Source organism: Pseudomonas germanica (assembly GCF_019614655.1).
GTDB classification, from domain to species: Bacteria; Pseudomonadota; Gammaproteobacteria; order Pseudomonadales; family Pseudomonadaceae; genus Aquipseudomonas; species Aquipseudomonas neuropathica.
This window is the reverse complement of the sequence record NZ_CP071586.1, coordinates 2,652,338-2,671,989: the sequence shown is the minus strand read 5'-3', so window position 1 is coordinate 2,671,989 and position 19,652 is coordinate 2,652,338. Positions and strand designations below refer to the sequence as shown.

Genomic DNA, 19,652 nt, shown 5'->3' with positions numbered 1-19,652 from the left:
TCCTCTTCAACGGGCCTGGCCGGGGGCTACCCGAACACTGGCAAAGGTCTTGTCATCGAAACCGGCGCCCAACGAGGCCGCACGCACATGCAGATACCAGGCGCCACTGCGGTCGAGGGTGATCGGCGCTTCGTACACGCCGTCGGCGACTTCCAGCGCCGCCACTTCGCGGGGGTGCGAGGTGGGCGCGAGGTAGTAGCGCAGTTGCACGTCTTTGACGCCGCTGCGTTGGCTTTTGTCTTTGCCTTGCACAATGCGGAAACGCACAACGTACGGGTCGTTGAGTGCCACGGCAGTCTTGTCGAGGAGGAACTCGACTTTCGGTTGGCCGAGGTGTTTTTGCGGTTTGCCGTCAGGATCAATCTGCGCGGTAAAGCAGTGAATGATGTTCGGCTGGTTGAGCAGGAACGCCACATCGAAGCGCCCCGCCGCCGGCAGTTTCACCCGCGCGCTGTAGAGGCCCGGCGAGACCTCGCGCAGGCTGCGGTCGATAACCAGGGCGGCGCGGGCGATCTGGCCACGGTTGGGGTAACCGGACATCGGCGCGTTCATGCCTTCGGCGTAGAAATAGGTGGTGTTGTCGACCGGGTTGACCACGAACACCGCGTTGTCATCGCGCGACACTGCCAGGCTTGAGGCCAGCGGCAAATCCCCGGCCAGGCGCGGCGCTTGCGGGCCGGCCTCGAAGCCCTGGCTGATCGGCTGGCGACCTTCGCCGAGGGAGGACAGGTTGATCATGGTGACTTTCGGTGAAGCGAGTCCGCGGATGTAGGCGTAGGCCTGGGTGAACACCACTTGGTAGGGTTCGGCGCTGACATCCAGATCATGGATGGCGGTGTTGGTGGCGGCGTCGATGATGCTGGCGCGGTTTTCCACGGTGTTGAGCACTACACCGAAGCGGCCGTCGGCGCTGAAGCCCATCGGGCCGAGGCCTTGCTGCAGTTTGATCACCCGGCGGATGGCGTGGGTGCTGGCGTCGATCACGGTGACGGTGCCGTCCTTGCCATCGGCCACATACACCGCGCCGGACAGGGCTGAATAGGCGACTGACAACGGATGGGCGCCGGTTTTGATCTGCTGGACGATGTTCAGGCTGGCGATCTCGATCACGCTGACGGTGCCGTCGTCGCGGTTACTGACGAAGGCAAAACGGCTGTCCTTGCTGAAGCTGATTTCGTGGTGGCCGCGACCGGTCTGCAAATGCTTGAGGGGTTTGAGGCTTTGGCTGTCGATCACCGTTACGCCGGAGTCTTCGGCTTTGCTGGCGTTGTTGCCGACCCACAGCAGGCGTTCGTCCGGTTGCAGCGCCACGCGCACCGGTTGGCTGCCGGCTTTGACCGAATCGAGAACCTTGAATTGTTCGCTGTCGATAACGGCCACTTCACCCGCCGTTGGCATCGAGACGAACACGCGTTTGTTGTCTTTTGGGGTGACCCAATCCATCGGTGGTTGCTTGAGTTCGATCCGCGCCAGGGTGCTGGTGATGCCGCCCACTGACACCGACGGATCGACCACGGCGATGCTCGCGTCGCGGTTCATCACCAGCAGGAAATAGCTGTTGAGGTCGAGCAACGGCCGCGCGCCGATGTTGGACTTGAGAAACACGCCGACCCGGGCTTTGCAGCTCTGGTCGCGGCCCTGGGCTTTATCGGCGGCGAGGGTTTGCGGATCGACCCAGGCGCCCGGCGCCACGCCGGACAGCGGCTGGCCGGAAGCGCTGTCAGTGACGTGGAACTGCACATCGGCGAATTCGCCTTCACGCAGTTTGCCGTCGGCGGCCAGAGGCTTGAGGTTGAAGTCCACCGCCACGCCGTCGCGGTTCAGCGTCTGCTCGCCAGCGGTTTGCGCCAGCGCAATCTCACTCAGCGTCAACAACGCCCCGGCCGTAACCAGGGTGCAAATACCGATGATGTTGATGATCCTGTTCATACCACCCTCCCCTGTAACATTCACTTCCAACTACTGCCGCCCTCACTGCCTACCCTCACCCCTCTGTAGGAGTGAGCCTGCTCGCGATGGCGTCATCCGCCTCACCATCCGAAACCGAGTTGTCCCGATCGCGAGCAGGCTCACTCCTACATGGGATTTGCATTCATCCCACCCTCTTCATTGCCTACCACGCCCCCTGTGGGAGCTGGCTTGCCAGCGATGGCGTCCGTCCTGTCACATCAATGGCGCCTGTGCCGCCGTCATCGCTGGCAAGCCAGCTCCCACAGGTTTTGTATCCATCCCGTCAATCTCACTGGCACCCCTGGCCCCTTGTGGGAGCTGGCTTGCCAGCGATGGCGTCCTTCCTGTCACATCAATTGCGCCTGCGCCGCCGTCATCGCTGGAGAGCCAGCTCCCACAGGTTTTGCATTCATGCCGCAATCTCATTGCCACACCTGGCCCTTTGTGGGAGCTGGCTTGCCAGCGATGGCGTCCTTCCTGTCACATCAATTGCGCCTGCGCCGCCGTCATCGCTGGCAAGCCAGCTCCCACAGGTTTTTTATCCAGCCCGTCAAACTCACTGGCACCCCAGCTCCCACAAGGATTTGCATCCACAGGGATATTGTCGTTGCACCTATTTCTACTGCCCCTGCGGCGCCGGCTCCGGTTCGTTGGTCACGCGCAGCAAGCCCCATAACCCGGAGGTGTTGCCGTAGGCGGCGTAGTCGCGGAACAGGTAATCCCCCGGGATCGCATTACTGCCGCCAGCGCTGGGGATCATGAAACTGAAGTGCGCGGCCGGCAGGATGCTTTCGTGGGCGCCGATGTACATCGACATCGGGTTGTAGCCGAAGCGCACCGAGCCCACGCCCGGCGAGCCCATCGGATAACCACCAACATCACTCTTCTCGGCCTGGAACGGGTTCACCGACCAGACGTGCCCGTCGAGCTGGAACGTGGTGCCGCGACTGCCACCGCTTGGCATCAAAATGTGCGTACGCAACGGCTGCCCCGGTTTGGCATACAACACCGGCGTCTGCGGATCACCGCCGACCAGCGCATTGCTGTAGGCCATGTGGGCGTTAACCATGTCGCCATAACCCGCGCCGTCGGCATGCCCGAACGGCGCATCCGGGGCGAGGCCGAAGCGATACCACAGCGGCTCGGTCTTGTAGTTGATCGCCATGCTCGAGTTGTCCTGCGGATCGGTCGGCACGCCGAAGCCTTCGGCGGCAATCCCTTCCACCGGCCGACCATTGGCCCAACGGGTGTTCAACGCCTTGTGCCAGACCATCGCAAAATCGCGGTAGCTGGTCTGCCCAGGCGCGGTGACCGTGGCGTTGACCTTGCGCGCATCGTCAACCCAGGTCGCGCCGATCGGCAGGATGCTCATCGCCCCGCCAAGACCTTTTTGCGGCTGCTTGATCACGTCCGCCGGAGTGATATTCAAGCCGCCGAACTCCACCGCCGTGGCGTTGATGTTGTCGACGCTGCGCCCCAGTTGAGTCACCGGTTTGCCTTCACGCTCCAGGTGCCCGGCGTAGTACTGATAAGTACGGGTCGGATACGCGCCACTGTTGCCGACGCGCGGTGGCACGGTCTGGATCGGGTTGGCGCCGACGTTGGCGCCGTCGGATTTGGTGATGTCGTACGCCAGCAACTGCGCGTGCAGACCAACGTGACTGGACGGCCGCATCAGGTTATTGCTGAAGGTCGTCGAGCCCAGACCGCTGTTGCGATCACGCTTGACCATGCCCTGCATCACGGCAGTCTGGGTCAGGTCAGGCATCACGCTCGGCAGACGGTTTTCCAGAGTGATGTTGATGCAGTCACCTGCCGCTGCACGCAGCACCAATGGTTCGACCGGGATGCCGGGTTTGAGCTTGCCGCTGAGCGGATCGAGATCGGATTTGCGCACATAGAGGATCGCGGTCGGGTCATGCAACGGCCCGCTCTGCCCGCCGATGGTGATGGTTTCGCCATCCTCCGGATCGGTCACCGTGACCTGCGGAATGCTCACCGTGCGCGAGTTCAGCACCAAGGTACCGCCCGCCGGATTCAGCGGCCCGCCGACATGCTGGCCGAGGCCTTCGGGATCGCCGATGGTCAGGCCCAGCGTATTGCCGAGGATGTCGTTGGCCAGCGCCGCGACCACTTCATAGTTGCGCTGCACAGTTGGCCGGGTGCCAATGCCGTTAGGGTTGGCGCCATAGCGCGGGCAACTGCCCTCGAACGCTACAGTGTTGCGCATGCCCGCCGGACTCGGGTTGTTCGGGATGGCGAACAGGTCGGCGCGTTTGGCGGTGTAGTTGCGCATCACGCCCCAGATACCGCTCCAGTAGCCTTCGATCGAGGCGTCCATCGAGTACAGATAATCACCCGTGGTCGCCGCCGAACTGGACAGCATCGACACTGGCGCAATGAAGCCCATCTGCTCGGAGATGCCGATCATTTGCGACGCGCGCCAGCCAGAGTTGGAGCTGTTGCCGAAACCGGAACCGCTCTGCAGCCATTTCACACCGTGCAGGGTGACGTTGTGCTCTTCTTCATGGCCGCCGGCATGCACCCGCAGCCGCACGTTGTCGCCGGTGTAAGTACGCAGCATCGGCGTGAACGGATCGCCCGGTTCAGCGCCGCCCTTGTTGATGTGCGGCGGAAACAGCGTGGTGCCGCCGGTGGGGCCGGTCGCCGAGGTGAGCAGATTCGGCGCCAGGTTCATCGCCGGGATCGCACGGTCGGTACGGCTTTGCATGGCGAACGACAGATCACCACCGAGGCCGTCGGCCTGCATGCCGCGCTTGCCGTCCGGGCCGACCTTGTTCGGGTCGTACACGCGCAGGGCCAGCGGTTCGTTGCGATAGTTGACGACGAACATGCCCGGGTCATCCACCGAAATCGCCTGCGGACATGGCCGGCTCGGGCAGCCCGGAACCTGACCGCCCTGCACTTCCAGCACACCCTCAAGCAGGTTGCTGGCGTTGTTACGCACTGGCGGGTTGATCGCGTAGCGGAAGCTGTCGGCGGTGGCCGGGAACGCCTGCGCATTCGGCACACCGTTGGGACCGGCACCGACATAGACGCCAGCTTCATAGGCGTGCTGGAAGTCGCTGTACTCGAGGAAGAACTCGCGGAAGCTGTCGTTCTTGCCGTCGCCATCGAGGTCACCGGTGTTGATCACCGCTTGCCACGACGTCGGCCCACCGTCCTGACGCGCGCCGCTATAGAGAGGCTCGCCGGTTTCGGCGTGGAACCAGGTGGAACCGGCCGGCTCGGCGAGCACAGTCGCGTACAAACCGATCTGTTGGTGCGTCGATGGGCCTAAGTGGTCGTGGGTGAAGATGGTGCCGAGGCCGCGATCGACGCCTTTGGCGTTGACCACCGGATCGACGAACCAGCGCTGCATCGCCGTGCGCGCACCGACCCAATCGGCGCGCCCGTATTGGCCGAAGAACGGATGGTTCTTGGCTTTCGGGCAGGCCTGGGTGCCGTCACGTGGATCGGTGCCGGCGCACTGATTGAATTCGCGAATCGCGTGAATGCGTTCCTGCACGGCGCCGGGCGAGAGCACGCCATCCTCGTAGTTCCAGCCGTTGGACGAGCCGTCCGCCGAGGTCAAATCCCATTTCGGCAAGTGGATGTGCTGGCCGATCACATCGGTAGGCGTGCGCACCTGATAGTCGTCCATCTCGTAGGTGGCCGGCACCAGGTTGGTTTGCTGGTATTGCACGCAATCGAAGGTGTTCATGCGCATCACCAGCGGCTCTGGCGGACGCTGCTTGGTGATTACCGGCCAGGCGTCTTCCCACAGCGCGAGAATGCGCGCCTGCGGGAAGTGATAACCGACCTTGTTGTACACCGCGTCGAACTGGATGTTGGCGGCTTTGTAGATCCGTGGGCGGTCGGCGGTGAAGCTCGAGGCGCCGACGAAGGACATGCCGTCGATGCGCTCACCGCTGGCGAACTCGCCGCTGCCAGCGCTGGCGGTCAGGCGTTTTTGCCGATCGTCCATGCACGGTTCGTAGTACGGGGCGCCGGCCATCGGCAAGGCACCGTTGGTGCGGAACGCCTTGGCCACCAGTTGATTGCCGGGCAGCAAGGCATAACTTGGGTGATCTTTTTTCGCGTGGAAGGCCATCGCAGACTGTTCGACTTCGGTGCCTTCTTCCGGAAGGTAAATCGGTTTGGCGCGGGTGACTTCCTTGGAGAAGTCCAGCGAGGTGGTCACGGTGTGCGCTTCGCCACCGGCCGACACGCCGTCGAGTGCATGACGCTGCAAGCCGCCATCCCAACCGCCGGACTGCGCCGGGTCAAGGTTGGCCCACAGCGCTTTGCCGCTGGCCTTGAGCGATTGCGCGGTGGCGGCGTCGAGCATGTCCAGCGGCGGAGTTGGCGGACGCTGGCCGACCGAACTTTCCATGCCGCCGATCCAGAACGGATAGCCAGGGTTTTTCAGGCTGCCGTCGGCATTGCGGTTGGCTTCGCTGCGATCGACCAGCGCCAGTGAGCCGATGGCTTGACCGCCGGCGTTGCCAGCATGGTGCTCGCCGTCGTCATCGCCCTCTTCTTCATCCTCGTCGTCATCATTGCCGGCGACCAGGGTTTCGCCGATTTTCGGCACCACCACGACTTTGCCCGGCATCGGCGCCATGGCTTTGCCCGGCAGCGGCACAATGGCCGGGATCGGTGTGCCGGCAACGATCTCGCCGTCCGGCAAGGCGCGTGCTCCGGCGGCCGGTTTGCCACTGCGCAAGGCAAACGGTTCGCTGTGATAGCCGTCGGCGCCCTGCTGCGAAACATCAAGTCGAGTGCCTTCTTCGAAGACATCGTGCACCCGCCACATGGCCCACATGCCCTGGGCAAAGTGCGGATAGAAATGGCAGTGATAGATCGCATCGCCAGCCACGCGGTTGCGGTTGCCCGAACCACCGTTGGCGATTTCATAGGTATAACCGGCGCCCGGGCCAATGCCCTGGGCGTCGACGTAATCGGAGTTGTCGTCGTTGGGGTTGAACAGCCACTGATGGCCGTGCAGGTGGAAGATGTGCTGCTCGTGGCCATTGTGGGTGTTGCGGAATTTGACGAAGTCACCGATGTAGCTGTGGTTGACGTTCGACGGCTCCGACGGATACAGCGCCATGGTGGCTTTCACGCCGATCTGATCGGCGCGCGGTATCTGGCCGGGGGCGATGTTCTCAAGCCCGGTGTTGGCCGGCACATCCACCAGCATCGCCACATCGCCGACGGTGTGCGAGCTGAGGAAGAATTCTTCATAGGCGCACGACAGGCAATCGTGCATCGGCCCCACGCCCAAGCGGTTGGCGACCACTTCGGCACCCATGCCGCCGGAGCCATAGTTGATCATGAACGAGTCGCGGGTCGGCTCCAGCACATGGGCCATCACCGGATCAGCCCAGTACGCCGGGAATGCTTGAGTGGCGGCGGTTTCATCCTGGAATTGCGAGGCAAAATCACGGAACGCTTCGAGGCGGTTGGGGATTGCCGGGTTGCGTTTGCCGACCGATTCCAGCGGATAGGTGCTGGATGGGAAGCTGCCGTCGGCGTTGCTGCCCATGACAATCGCATCGCTCTCGCTGGAAATGATTTCATTGCCGTCGACCATGCCGATGATCGGCGTGCCAGCCTTGCCTTCGCGCAACCACGGTTCGCGCTGTGGGTAGCGCGCCTGGTAATCAACGATCGGTTGACCGGTGGGTGCGCGGCCCGTGGTGGCCAGGCGCATTTCTTCTTCGGTGAGGGTATTGCGATAAGTGCGACCACCCTTGGGTAGGACGACGACCTGGCCGAACAAGCCATTGGCGACGTTGCCGGCCGCGCCCTCGCCGCCAAACGTTGCGCCACGGCTACTGACGGCGAATGCGCCTTCGCGCTCGGCGTACAAGGTGTAGGAGCGACTGGCGCCCGGTGGCACCAGCGTGTTGGCGTTACGCCCGGTGAACGAAGAAATGTCATCGATGCTGTTCACCGCTTGCAGGCCATTGACCTGGAAACCGACGTGACGATCCGCCACCTGCTCATCGACTTTGAAGTCTTCGGCGCCGTTGGCGTTTTCCGCGCCCTCTTCTTCGCCCTCGTTCTCAAAGTGCTTGTTCGGGTTGGCCTGATAGTCGAGCAGGTTCTGCAGATTGATCGTCAGGCAATCGCCGGCAGCCACGCGCAGCACCAGCGGCCGTGGACGCTTGTCCGGGCGCAACGAGACTTTGCCTGGCACTGCGGCGCCGCCGTAAGCCAGTGACTGCTCATGTTCATCGACCACATCGCGGCGCAGGGCGAACATCATGCCGTTGATGTTCTGCGCGCCGAGGCGGTTGAACATCAGTGGCTGATCGAAGGCGACGACGTTGGCCACCAGGTTGCGCTCGCAACGTACGGCCGCGCCGGCCAGCTCGACGCTGAGCATCGAGGCCAGAATCAGCAGCCAGTTAATCAGGGACGGAGCGTGAGGAAAGCCAGCCATGATCAGTAACCTCGTAGTGGGTGCTCTTGGGAACACTTCTCGACAAATGCCTCGGAGCAATCCGCGTGCCACAAAAAATTGCATTAGCGTTCAATCAGTTACTGCGGCCACTTGAGAATCCGGGGGATATTCCCCACCCGTTTTCCCCACTTTTCGGGCCTCCACGGTTTACCCCGAAAGTGGGGAAAACCGGGTTGGGGGTCACAACGGCGCGTCCATCGCCAGGCCCTGCAAACGCCGGTACTGACGCAACACATTCGGTACATAACGCTGGGTTTCGGCGAACGGCGGAATCACTCGACCACGGCTGAGCACCGCGTCGGGACCTGCGTTGTAAGCCGCCACGGCGAGGGCAATGTCGTTGTCGAACAGGGTCATCAGGCGCTTGAGGTATTTCGCTCCGCCCTGGATGTTGGCTTTGGGGTCGTAGACGTCGGTGACGCCCAGCTCGCGTGCGGTGTCGGGCATCAACTGCATCAGCCCGCCGGCGCCTTTGGGGGACGTAGCGCCGGGGTTGTAATGCGACTCGGCGTTGATCACCGCGTGCAGCAGCGCTTCCGGCAATTGATTGACCTTGGCCGCCGCCGACACCAGTTCCGCATAGGGCTGGTTGGCGATCATTTGCGGCTGTTGATCGAGGCTGACCACCGAGGCTTCTGCCTCGCGGATCACCCGTTCGTAGGTGCGTCCGGGCCGGTGAACGTTGGACAGTACATAGCTGCCCTTGGCGTCCACCGAAATGAACACATCGGCCTGCGCGGCGCTACTGAGCAGCACACAACCGAGCAATCCGCCGGTGAGAAATTTCATGTCGGGCCTCCCCGGATCGACCCCGATAAATTGGGGGAAATGCCCCAATGGCCGATCACGTTTGAGCCATACGCAAGCACTGTGCCGACTCTTGAGATGCCCGATTTACAAGGGCTTCAGCCAATCAGGTGGTTTTCAGTGGGGCTGAGCATGGCAATTGCATAAGCCCTTCTGGCGACACGGCTGCCACTCACGGGAGGTCATCATGAAGCTGCAATTTCGTCCGCGTGGCCAACGCGGTTTTACCCTGCTCGAATTGCTGGTGGTGCTGGTGGTGCTTGGCCTGTTGGCCGGGATCGTCGCGCCGAAATACTTCGCCCAACTCGGCCGCTCGGAAGTGAAAGTAGCCAAGGCGCAGATCGAAGGGCTGAGCAAGGCGCTGGATATCTATCGACTGGAAGTCGGCCACTACCCGTCCACCGAACAGGGCTTGCAGGCCTTGGTCACCGCACCCAGCGACGAGGCGAAATGGACCGGTCCGTACTTGCAGAAAAAACTGCCGCAGGATCCGTGGGGACGTAATTACGCCTACCGCTATCCCGGCGAAAACAGCGAGTACGACCTGCTGTCGATGGGCAAGGACGGCCAGCCCGGCGGCGAAGGTGAAAACGCCGAAGTGACCAACTGGCAGTGAGCGGAGCGCGGCCCATGCGATTTCATTTGAAAGCGGTCGGCAAGGCTGGGGTGGTGTCCTTGAGCGTCGAAGCACCCGGCGACAGCGAAGCACGGCGGATCGCCGAGGATCAGGGTTTGCGTGTGCTCAGTTCGCACGCCGACAAACATTGGCGTTCGCTGAAACTGCGCCAGCGCGAGACCTTCAATCTGGTGTTGTTCAGCCAGGAACTGACCACGCTGCTCAATGCCGGCCTGCCGCTGATCGATGCGCTGGAAAGCCTCGCCGAAAAAGAAACCGCCCCCGCTGCCCGGAAAACCTTGAGTGAACTGGTGCGCCTGCTTTATGAGGGCAAATCCTTCTCGCAGGCGTTGGGCCAGTTGTCGGCGGTGTTCCCGCCGCTGTACGTGGCGCTGGTGCAGTCCAGCGAAAAGACCGGCGCGGTCGGCGATGCGCTGGGGCGCTACGTCAGCTATCGCCAGCGCATGGACGAGGTGCGGCAGAAGATCATCAGCGCCTCGATCTACCCGATGCTGTTGCTGATCGTCGGCGGTGGCGTGGTGCTGTTCCTGATGGGTTATGTGGTGCCGCGTTTCAGTCTGGTGTTTGAAGGCTTGGGCGATAACCTGCCGTGGCTGTCGCAGGTGTTGATGAGCAGTGGCATGTTTTTGCATGCGCATCAGGCGGAATTCTTCGGTGCATTGGCAGCAATTGTCATCGCCCTCGCCGTGCTGCAAAAGCAACCGGCGTTTCGCCGTGGGCTGGATCGGCTGGTGGAGAAACTGCCGGCCGTGCATCAGCGGATTTTCATGTATGAGCTGGCACGGTTTTACCGCTCATTGGGAATCTTGCTGCAGGGCGGGATTCCGCTGGTGACGGCCATGAGCATGGTGCGCGGCTTGCTCACCGTGGCGTCGCGGGTGCGGCTCGATCAGGCCTGCGAGCGCGTGCGCGAGGGGCAATCATTGTCTACCGCGCTGGAACTCAATCACCTGGTGACGCCGGTGTCCCTGCGCCTGCTGCGCGCGGGCGAACAGTCCGGCAACCTCGGGCAGATGATGGAACGCAGCGCCGACTTCTACGACGAGGAAATCAGCCGTTGGCTGGAGTGGTTCGTGAAGTTGTTCGAACCGCTGCTGATGACGTTTATCGGCCTGCTGATCGGGGTCATCGTGATCCTGATGTACATCCCAATTTTCGAACTGGCTTCGAGTATTCACTGACTCCGGGAACGGGTCCGATCCCGGCAACAACGCACTTCTACGTTCCCAAACAAAACCACAAAGACGGAGAACGATATGCACATTAAAAAGCTCGTGCTCGCAATGGCCATCGGCGCAGTTCTGTCAGCGTCTACGGTACTCATTCCGGATAGTTTGTCCGGGGTATCCAGTGCTTATGCCAAGGATGGTGGGAGTGGTGGTGGAGGCAGTGGTGGCGGTAGCGGAGGCGGAGGTGGAGGAAGTGGCGGGGGCGGCGGTCACGGTGGCAGCGGTGGTGGCAGCGGTGGAAATGGTGGGGGCGGAAGTGGCGGCGGAGGCAGTCACGGCGGTAGCGGCAACAGCGGTAGTGGCGGTGGCAACAGTGGCCACAGCGGCAGCGACCACGGCTCGGGGCACTCGGGCGACAGCGCCTCATCCGGCCGCAGCGGCACCCATGCTGAAGCGGGAGATGACCACGGGGTCCACCGCGCTGGTGAAGTCGGTGATGATCGTGGCGTACATGCTGCAGGCGAAGTCGGCGATGATCGCGGTGTGCATGTCGGCGGCGAGCCGGGCGATGACAAGCGCGCCAACTGATCCATCCTGAAACACCGCAACCCTTGTGGGAGCTGGCTTGCCAGCGATGAGGCCCGATCAGGCAACGCTGTATTGCCTGACACACCGCCATCGCTGGCAAGCCAGCTCCCACAGGGTTTTGTGGTGTGCAAACAATCAGCAGACAACCACCATCAACTGTGGGAGCGAGCCTGCTCGAGAAGGCTGGGGGTCAGCCAATATTGTTTTGACTGACACACCGCTTTCGCGAGCAGGCTCGCTCCCACAAGGGTTTTGCAGGGTTTGAAAATCTGCTGTAAGGCTCAGAGGGCGACGTTGTTTTGGTTCAGGCGCTCGCGCAAAAACTCGACCAACGCCTGCACCGGTCTGGAAGCCTGACGATGCTGCGGATACACCGCCGATAACGTCAGCGGCTCCGGGCGCAGATCATCCAGCACCGGCACCAGCCGGCCATCCTTCAGCGCCGCGCCGACAATGAACGTCGGCAGATAAGTAATCCCCATCCCCTGCACCGCCGCATCCCTGAGCAACTCGCCGTTGTTCACCCGCATGCGCCCGGTGACATTCACCAGCAACGGCTTGCCCTGCCCCGCATTAAACCGCCACTGCACCGAACGCCCGTGCCCGTAAGGCAAACAATCATGGCTGTGCAGATCTTCAGGCTTGAGCGGCGTACCGCGCTCGGCGAGGTACGTCGGGCTGGCACAGTACACCCGTTCGATCGATGCGATGCGCCGGGCAATCAGGGTCGAGTCTTCCAGCACGCCAATGCGCAGCGCCAGATCGTAGCCCTCACCGAGCAAATCCACCGGCCGATCACTCAAGTCCACCTCAACCGTGACCTCGCGATAGCGCTGCAAAAACATCGGCAGCAGACAGCCCAGATGCGCCACGGCAAACGACAACGGCGCACTAAGGCGAATCGTCCCGCGCGGCTCGGCAGTCTGCCCGGCGATGCCCTGCTCCACTTGCTCGACTTCGCCCAACAGCCGTAGCGCCGATTCGTAATAGCTCTGCCCCAGCGGCGTGACGTCCAGACGCCGGGTCGAACGGTTCAACAACCGCACACCGAGGCGCTCTTCCAGTTGCATCAAGCGTCGGCTGACGAACTGCTTGGACAGGCCCAATTGATCGGCCGCTGAGGTGAAGCTGCCGGAGTCCATGACCTGGCAAAAAATACGCATGTCTTCGAACGGGTTCATTGTCACTCTCTGGTGGACAGTTAAACGCTTTATAGCTGCTTTTTCACTTTTCGGCAGCTCATTAATCTGTGCTCACGGTTTGAAAACAACCCTGAACAGGTAGGAGCTGCCGCAGGCTGCGATCTTTTGATCTTGATCTGCGGTGATGCTGGAAAAGGGCAACAAACAGGATCAAAAGATCGTCCGATCGCGGCCCGAGCCTTCGGCAGCTCCTACACGAATGTATAAACACTCAAAAATGGAATTGAACATGAACATCAAGAAAGCCCTCACCGCTTCCCTCCTCGCCCTGTGCATCGGCAACGCTTTCGCCGCCGAAAACAGCGGTGTCGAACACAACACCCAAGCCTTCCTCAACGCCCTCGCCGCCGGCGGTGGCAAACCCCTTGAGCAACTGAGCCCGAAAGACGCTCGTGCGGTACTGACCGGCGCGCAGGCTTCGGTGAAGGTGGACTTGTCCGGTGTTGAAGTCAGCGACAAGGCGATCAAGGTCGACGGCCAGACGATCAACCTGAAAGTCGTGCGGCCGGCCAAGGTCAAAGGTGAATTGCCGGTGTTCATGTTCTTCCACGGTGGCGGCTGGGTGCTCGGTGATTTCCCGACGCACCAACGCCTGATTCGCGACTTGGTGGTGGGTTCCGGCGCGGTTGCGGTGTACGTCGATTACACGCCGTCGCCGGAAGCGCAGTACCCGACCGCGATCAACCAAGCCTACGCCGCGACGAAATGGGTGGCTGAGCACGGCAAGGAGATCGGTGTCGACGGCAAGCGCCTGGCAGTGGCCGGTAACAGCGTCGGCGGCAACATGGCGGCAGTCGTGGCGTTGATGGCCAAGGAGCAGAAAGCCCCGGCGCTGCGCTTCCAGCTGCTGATGTGGCCGGTGACCAACGCACAGTTCGACGACGGTTCGTACCAGCAATTCGCCGAGGGCCATTTCCTTACCAAAGGCATGATGCAGTGGTTTTGGGACAACTACACCACCAACCCGGCCGAGCGTGCGCAGATCCATGCCTCGCCGCTGAATGCCAGCGCCGAACAGCTCAAGGGCTTGCCTGCCGCACTGGTGCAGACCGCCGAGTTCGACGTGCTGCGTGACGAAGGTGAAGGCTACGCGCGGCACCTGGATGCGGCCGGTGTAGCGGTGACCTCGGTGCGCTACAACGGGATGATTCATGACTTCGGTTTGCTTAATCCGCTGAGTCAGATTCCGGAAGTGAAAGCGGCAGTGCGTCAGGCGGCGGCTGAGCTGAAGACTCATCTGAATCCTTAACAGCAAAAGATCGCAGCCTGCGGCAGCTCCTACTTTGGAATGCAATTTTCTGTAGGAGCTGCCGCAGGCTGCGATCTTTTTATTGGCAGACACTGCGGAGCACCGGCCATGACCTTTTTCTACACCCACCTGCTGTCCTTCAGCGCCGCTTTGCTGCTGCTCGACGCGGTGCTCTGGCACTTCTCGCCCTTCACCCATCGCGCCCCGAGAGTCGGTGTGCGCCTGGTGCTGTTCCTGGCGTTCACGGCGCTGGTGATCAACGCCGGCGTCAGTCCGTTGCAAGCACCACAATTCACCGATGACCGCGTGGCGCAACTGGGTGCGACGGCGTTGGGGATTCTCTGGTGGCTGTACGCCGCGCGGGTGCTGACCGAAGTGATCGGCCTGGCGCTGATGCGCCGCATCGGCCACAGCGGCCGTTTGCTGCAAGACGTGATTGGCGCATTGGTCTTTCTGGTCGCCACCGTTGCCGCGGCCGGTTATGTGCTGGAGCTGCCGGTAAAAGGCTTGCTGGCAACCTCCGGCGTGGTCGCCATCGTTGTCGGTCTGGCGCTGCAAAGCACCTTGGCCGATGTGTTTTCCGGGATCGTGCTCAACACCACCAAGCCGTATCAGGTGGATGATTTCGTGGTGATCGACGGCGTCGAAGGCAAAGTCTTCGACATCGACTGGCGCGCCACGCACCTGCTGACCAGCGCCGGGACCATGGCGGTGGTGCCGAACTCGGTGGCGGCCAAGGCAAAGATCGTCAACCTCAGTCGCCCGAATAACATGCACGGCGTGTCGATCAGCATTCAGGTGCCGAATCACATTCGCCCGCGCCGGGTATTGGATGCGCTTGATCGCACCTTGCAGGGCAGCAGTTCTCTGTTGCTGACGCCAGCGCCGAAAGCCGTGCTGAAAGAGGCCGGTGAAACCATGTCGGAATACGTCGCCAGCGGTTTCATCGCCGAGCTTGGCAAGAAAAGCGAAGTGCGCAATCAATTGTTCGACCTCGCCCATCGGCATCTCGAAGCAGCAGGTATTTCGCGGCATCCGGACGGTGTGATTGAGCCGTCGACCCGTGCCCGAGCGCTGCTCGATGAGGTGAAAATCTTCCGCTCGCTGAGCAGTGAAGAGCGTGATCGGCTGGCGGAATCGATGGTCGCGCAGCAGTACACGGCGGGCCAGGTGGTGCTGGATCTGGACGAGGTGCCGGAGAGTCTGTTCGTGATTGCCACCGGGGTGGTCAGTGCGACCGTGGCGGACGGCGACAGCAAGGTTGAGGCCGGGCGGATGGGGCCGAGCGAGGTCATGGGTGAACAGAGCATTCTGGCGGATACGCCGTCGCAAGCGACGTTCACGGCGCTGACCTCGAGCATCATTTATCGGCTCGACAAGAATCTCACTCGTGAGTGCATGGAACAGCGCACGGAGGTGGGTCGGGCGTTGAATAAATTGCAGGCGGTACGTCAGCAGAACAGTCGCCTCGCGTTGATGGCTAAACCGGTGGCGGTGAGGAAAGGCGGGTTTTTGGGGTGGCTTCAAAAGCGCTGATGCGGGGATTTTAAGATCAAAAGCCTACCCCCTCACCCCAACCCTCTCCCCCAAGGGGGCGAGGGGAAAGGGAGCCGATCTTCATGCGGTTCAAAACTGAAGTTCGGCTCGAAGTTTCAGGTCGGCGTATCTAGAAAAACACCTCGGTCAGTCCCCTCTACCCAAGACATCAAAGGGAAAGGGAGCAGACCGCATGCAATTCAGAACCCGAGTTCAGCTCGGTATCGCACGTCGGCGTACCTCGAAAGAACCCCTCGGTCAGTCCCCTCTCCCTCCGGGAGAGGGCTAGGGTGAGGGGCTTTTCAGGATCAGCCAATTACTTGGCAGTGAACTTGGTATAGCTGTTGATCAGGTTGCGGTAGTTAGGCAGACGCTCCGACAGCAGATGGGCCAGACCTTCCATATCGTTGCGCCAGTCACCCTGCAGCTCGCACGCCACCGAGAACCAGTTCAGCAGGTGGGCACCCGCTGCCGACATCCGCGCCCACGCCGCTTGTTGCACGGTGGTGTTGAAAGTGCCGGACGAGTCGGTCACCACAAACACTTCGTAGCCTTCAGCAATCGCCGACAAGGTCGGGAACGCCACGCAAACGTCAGTCACCACACCGGCGATGATCAGTTGCTTGCGACCGGTTGCCTTGATCGCTTTGACGAAATCTTCGTTGTCCCACGCATTGATCTGCCCCGGGCGCTGAATGAACGGCGCATCCGGAAACTGCTCGCGCAATTCAGGCACGATCGGACCATTGGGACCTGCGTCAAAACTGGTGGTGAGGATGGTCGGCAGCTTGAAGAACTTGGCGATGTCGCCCAGCGCCAGCACGTTGTTCTTGAATTCGTTCGGAGTGAAATCCTGGACCAGCGAGATCAGACCGGTCTGGTGATCGACCAGCAATACAACCGCATCATCTTTGTTCAGACGTGTGTAAGGAACGCTCATGGGAAAACTCCTGATGGACGGATGGATGAAGCGTGAAGCGCCGACCGGATGGCCGGCGCTTCAGGGGAAATCAGAAAGCGAAGCAGGAACAGCCGAACGCGCCCCAGAAACCGGCGAAGTCGCTGACCGGTGCGTTCGACATCCGCGCCTTTTCATGGCTGTGGGTGTGCACCGCACACGGCCCGCTGCACTGATGAACCTGCGCCTGCAACGGCGAATTTTGCCGCCAGTGGCCCGGGACTTTCACCACCGGCGACCAGTCCGGCAGCACCGGAATCGAGCGCGGGCCGAGGTCTTCGAAGTCGCCGGCGGCGTAAACGATCTTGCCGCCGACCACGGTCATGACTGACTCGATCCACTTGATCGCTTCTTCTTCGACATGGAAGAAGTCCGCGCTCAGCGCCGCCAGATCCGCCAGTTGCCCGACCTTGATCTGGCCCTTCTTGCCCTGCTCCGAGGAGAACCAGGCACTGCCATGGGTGAACAGTTCCAGTGCGGTGGTGCGTGGCAAACCTTCTTCGTACAAGGCCAGACCGCCGACGGTGCGACCGCTGACCATCCAGTACAGCGAAGTCCACGGGTTGTAGCTGGACACCCGCGTGGCGTCGGTGCCGGCGCCGACCGGTACGCCTTCGGCGAGCATGCGTTTGATCGGTGGCGTCGCTTCGGCGGCTTGTTTGCCGTAACGGTCGACAAAGTATTCGCCCTGGAACGCCATGCGATCCTGAATCGCGATGCCGCCGCCCAGCGCTTTCACCCGTTCAATGTTCTGCGGGGTAATGGTTTCAGCGTGGTCGAAGAACCACGGCAGTCCGTTGAACGGAATGTCACGATTGACCTTCTCGAACACGTCGAGCATGCGACTGATCGATTCGTTGTAAGTCGCGTGCAAACGGAACGGCCAGCGCTGCTCGACCAAGTGGCGCACCACTGGCTCCAGCTCTTCTTCCATGGTTTGCGGCAGATCGGGGCGCGGTTCGAGGAAGTCTTCGAAATCGGCTGCCGAGAACACCAGCATTTCCCCGGCGCCGTTGTGGCGCAGGAAGTCGTCGCCCTGATGTAACTTGACGCTGCCGGTCCAGTTCTGGAAATCGCTCAGCTCTTCTTTCGGCTTCTGGGTGAACAGGTTGTAGGCGATGCGCACGGTCAACTGGTCGTCTTTGGCCAGTTGCTCGATCACCTGATAATCGTCCGGGTAGTTCTGGAAACCACCGCCGGCATCGATCGCGCTGGTCAGGCCGAGGCGATTGAGTTCGCGCATGAACTGGCGGGTCGAGTTGACCTGATACTCCAGTGGCAGCTTCGGCCCCTTGGCCAGCGTCGAGTAGAGGATCATCGCGTTAGGCCGCGCGACCAGCATGCCGGTCGGATTGCCGTTGGCATCGCGAACGATCTCGCCACCCGGCGGGTTCGGCGTGTCGCGGGTGTAACCGGCCACACGCAGCGCGGCGCGGTTGAGCAGCGCACGGTCATACAGGTGCAGGATGAACACCGGTGTGTCCGGCGCGGCCTGGTTGATTTCTTCCAGGGTCGGCATGCGTTTTTCGGCGAACTGGAATTCGTTCCAGCCACCGACTACGCGCACCCATTGCGGGGTCGGCGTGCGGTCGGCCTGATCCTTGAGCATGCGCAGGGCGTCGGCCAACGAAGGCACGCCTTCCCAGCGCAGTTCGAGGTTGTAGTTCAAACCGCCACGGATCAGGTGCAAGTGCGAGTCGTTGAGACCCGGAATGACGCAGCGACCGTGCATGTCGACCACTTGCGTGTTCGGCCCACGCAGGGCCATGGCTTGGTTGTCGTTGCCAACGACCACGAAGCGGCCGTCGGTGATGGCCACGGCACTGGCCAGCGGTTTGGTGCGGTCGACGGTATGAAATTGGCCATTGAAGAGAATCAGATCGGCGCTCATCGCAGTTCCTCAAGCAAAGTAAAAAGGAGCAACCCCCGCGCGCTCAGCGTGGCGAGGTTTCTTGGGAATCGAGGTGTTCATGGGCCTGGCTGGCTTCGAGCCACGGCGTAAACAAGCGGGTGACCGGCGGCATCACCACGTACACCACCGACAGAACGATGGTCAGGGTGATCAGGAACGTGGCGACCACGTAGTTGGAAAGAAGCGGATGCAGCGCCAGCAGCGGTCCCCAGATCAGCGGCACGAGCAAGGTGTGCGGCAGAATCACCAGCAGCGTGACGACCGCTTGCTTCCAGCGCGGCGGCGGCGAAGCGGCATCGGCCATTGGTGTAAACCAGAATTCCTTGATCGGCGCGACTTCAGTCTGATCGCCGTCAGCCAGCATCGGCGCCGCTTCGGCGACCAGTGCCTGACGCTGCGGCGACTCCAGCCAGCCTTGCATCGCTTCGGTAGAGCTGAAACGCAGCACGCAAGTGTAAAAATCGAGACGCCCGCGCTTGCCGCGCACCACGTCCACACCCAAATGGCCTTCACGCTGGCTCGCGACGCGGACGATATTGCGCAGCCAGGCCTCATACACTGACTCGAAACCGGCCTTGACCCGATGCTTGATGATCAGCGTGACCGTCTCATCGGCCCCCGGCGTTTGTGGATTGAGGACTTCAGGCATAACGCAGCACTCCGGGCAAACGAACAGGAATCACCAGCCGACCCGGCCCGACGATCAACACAGTGGTAAACAGGATCAACAGCAACCAGCCGAACTGCCCTTCAGCCACACTCCATTGCGGATGCACGACCAACAGCGCCACCAGCAGCACAAAGAGAATAGGCACGCAGGCCAATCGCGCCAGTAACCCGGCGACGATCAGTAGTGGACAGAGGACTTCGGCGAAGATCGCCAGGATCAAGGTGAGGTGCGATCCAAGGTGGAACGGGTCTTCGATCAGTTGCAGTTGCGCGGTGAAGTCCAGCAGCTTGGGCAAGCCGTGCACCCACAGCAGAAACAACCCGCCGCTAACCCGCAGGAACAGCAAACCGAGGTCCCGCGACCGTTCTTCTCGTTGCGAAGCGTTCATGACCCCACCCTTGAAATGTCATTGGCCTGAATCATGCCAATGACGGGTGGGGGGAAATTGCACGGATGTGCTCAGTTGCGACGACTGTTACACGATGACGCTGGCTGAGGT

Annotated in this window: 13 protein-coding genes; 5 read left to right on the top strand and 8 right to left on the bottom strand. The window is 61.7% G+C overall.

Annotated elements, in window-relative coordinates:
- Positions 1–6: 6 nt before the first annotated feature.
- From J0G10_RS11905 to J0G10_RS11895, 3 genes are all read right to left on the bottom strand, one after another.
- Entirely contained in the window at positions 7–1,929 is a 1,923-nt protein-coding gene (locus J0G10_RS11905; protein WP_220558526.1) for a YncE family protein, read from the bottom strand.
- 640 nt (positions 1,930–2,569) lie between these two features.
- A complete protein-coding gene (gene mnxG / locus J0G10_RS11900; RefSeq protein ID WP_220558525.1) occupies positions 2,570–8,404 on the bottom strand; it encodes a manganese-oxidizing multicopper oxidase MnxG in 5,835 nt (1,944 codons plus the stop codon).
- A 201-nt stretch (positions 8,405–8,605) separates the two neighbouring features.
- Positions 8,606–9,214 (bottom strand): transglycosylase SLT domain-containing protein, encoded by a 609-nt coding sequence (locus J0G10_RS11895; RefSeq protein WP_220558524.1) that lies wholly within the window; start codon positions 9,212–9,214, stop codon positions 8,606–8,608.
- Between the two features lie 205 nt (positions 9,215–9,419).
- On the opposite strand from J0G10_RS11895, the gene gspG reads away from it, so the two are divergent.
- The 3 genes from gspG to J0G10_RS11880 all read left to right on the top strand — a co-directional run bounded on the left by gspG (position 9,420) and on the right by J0G10_RS11880 (position 11,626).
- The gene (gspG, locus tag J0G10_RS11890) at positions 9,420–9,848 is read left to right on the top strand and encodes a type II secretion system major pseudopilin GspG (RefSeq protein ID WP_007913548.1); all 429 of its coding nucleotides are present in this window, start codon (positions 9,420–9,422) and stop codon (positions 9,846–9,848) included.
- Between the two features lie 14 nt (positions 9,849–9,862).
- Complete coding sequence (locus J0G10_RS11885; RefSeq protein WP_220558523.1) at positions 9,863–11,050, top strand: type II secretion system F family protein; 1,188 nt, start codon at positions 9,863–9,865, stop codon at positions 11,048–11,050.
- A 75-nt stretch (positions 11,051–11,125) separates the two neighbouring features.
- On the top strand, positions 11,126–11,626 hold the full coding sequence (locus J0G10_RS11880) for a hypothetical protein (RefSeq protein ID WP_220558522.1): 501 nt from the start codon (positions 11,126–11,128) through the stop codon (positions 11,624–11,626).
- Between the two features lie 281 nt (positions 11,627–11,907).
- Here the strand turns inward: J0G10_RS11880 and J0G10_RS11875 are convergent, their stop codons facing one another.
- Positions 11,908–12,807, bottom strand: coding sequence for a LysR family transcriptional regulator (locus tag J0G10_RS11875; RefSeq protein WP_220558521.1), 900 nt, complete (start codon positions 12,805–12,807; stop codon positions 11,908–11,910).
- Between the two features lie 250 nt (positions 12,808–13,057).
- Here J0G10_RS11875 and J0G10_RS11870 point away from each other — a divergent pair, with 250 nt between their 5' ends.
- Positions 13,058–14,077: an alpha/beta hydrolase gene (locus J0G10_RS11870; RefSeq protein WP_220558520.1), complete on the top strand. Its 1,020-nt coding sequence runs from the start codon at positions 13,058–13,060 to the stop codon at positions 14,075–14,077.
- Between the two features lie 108 nt (positions 14,078–14,185).
- Positions 14,186–15,613: a mechanosensitive ion channel family protein gene (locus tag J0G10_RS11865; protein ID WP_220558519.1), complete on the top strand. Its 1,428-nt coding sequence runs from the start codon at positions 14,186–14,188 to the stop codon at positions 15,611–15,613.
- A gap of 316 nt (positions 15,614–15,929) precedes the next feature.
- Here J0G10_RS11865 and ycaC read toward each other — a convergent pair whose 3' ends face one another.
- From ycaC to J0G10_RS11845, 4 genes are all read right to left on the bottom strand, one after another.
- Entirely contained in the window at positions 15,930–16,553 is a 624-nt protein-coding gene (gene ycaC / locus J0G10_RS11860; RefSeq protein WP_007913541.1) for an isochorismate family cysteine hydrolase YcaC, read from the bottom strand.
- A gap of 70 nt (positions 16,554–16,623) precedes the next feature.
- On the bottom strand, positions 16,624–18,462 hold the full coding sequence (locus J0G10_RS11855; protein ID WP_095124792.1) for an amidohydrolase: 1,839 nt from the start codon (positions 18,460–18,462) through the stop codon (positions 16,624–16,626).
- A 43-nt stretch (positions 18,463–18,505) separates the two neighbouring features.
- Positions 18,506–19,132: an antibiotic biosynthesis monooxygenase gene (locus J0G10_RS11850; RefSeq protein WP_220558518.1), complete on the bottom strand. Its 627-nt coding sequence runs from the start codon at positions 19,130–19,132 to the stop codon at positions 18,506–18,508.
- Complete coding sequence (locus J0G10_RS11845; RefSeq protein ID WP_220558517.1) at positions 19,125–19,541, bottom strand: DoxX family protein; 417 nt, start codon at positions 19,539–19,541, stop codon at positions 19,125–19,127. Before J0G10_RS11845 ends, J0G10_RS11850 begins: the two co-directional genes overlap by 8 nt.
- Positions 19,542–19,652: the final 111 nt, after the last annotated feature.

What these genes read in the sequence shown, in the direction of transcription:
- gspG (WP_007913548.1), top strand. Translation starts at nt 9,420, where the DNA reads ATGAAGCTGCAATTTCGTCCGCGTGGCCAACGCGGTTTTACCCTGCTC.
- ycaC (WP_007913541.1), bottom strand. Translation starts at nt 16,553, where the DNA reads ATGAGCGTTCCTTACACACGTCTGAACAAAGATGATGCGGTTGTATTG.
- J0G10_RS11880 (WP_220558522.1), top strand. Translation starts at nt 11,126, where the DNA reads ATGCACATTAAAAAGCTCGTGCTCGCAATGGCCATCGGCGCAGTTCTG.
- J0G10_RS11905 (WP_220558526.1), bottom strand. Translation starts at nt 1,929, where the DNA reads ATGAACAGGATCATCAACATCATCGGTATTTGCACCCTGGTTACGGCC.
- J0G10_RS11850 (WP_220558518.1), bottom strand. Translation starts at nt 19,132, where the DNA reads ATGCCTGAAGTCCTCAATCCACAAACGCCGGGGGCCGATGAGACGGTC.
- J0G10_RS11855 (WP_095124792.1), bottom strand. Translation starts at nt 18,462, where the DNA reads ATGAGCGCCGATCTGATTCTCTTCAATGGCCAATTTCATACCGTCGAC.
- mnxG (WP_220558525.1), bottom strand. Translation starts at nt 8,404, where the DNA reads ATGGCTGGCTTTCCTCACGCTCCGTCCCTGATTAACTGGCTGCTGATT.
- J0G10_RS11895 (WP_220558524.1), bottom strand. Translation starts at nt 9,214, where the DNA reads ATGAAATTTCTCACCGGCGGATTGCTCGGTTGTGTGCTGCTCAGTAGC.
- J0G10_RS11885 (WP_220558523.1), top strand. Translation starts at nt 9,863, where the DNA reads ATGCGATTTCATTTGAAAGCGGTCGGCAAGGCTGGGGTGGTGTCCTTG.
- J0G10_RS11875 (WP_220558521.1), bottom strand. Translation starts at nt 12,807, where the DNA reads ATGAACCCGTTCGAAGACATGCGTATTTTTTGCCAGGTCATGGACTCC.
- J0G10_RS11845 (WP_220558517.1), bottom strand. Translation starts at nt 19,541, where the DNA reads ATGAACGCTTCGCAACGAGAAGAACGGTCGCGGGACCTCGGTTTGCTG.
- J0G10_RS11870 (WP_220558520.1), top strand. Translation starts at nt 13,058, where the DNA reads ATGAACATCAAGAAAGCCCTCACCGCTTCCCTCCTCGCCCTGTGCATC.
- J0G10_RS11865 (WP_220558519.1), top strand. Translation starts at nt 14,186, where the DNA reads ATGACCTTTTTCTACACCCACCTGCTGTCCTTCAGCGCCGCTTTGCTG.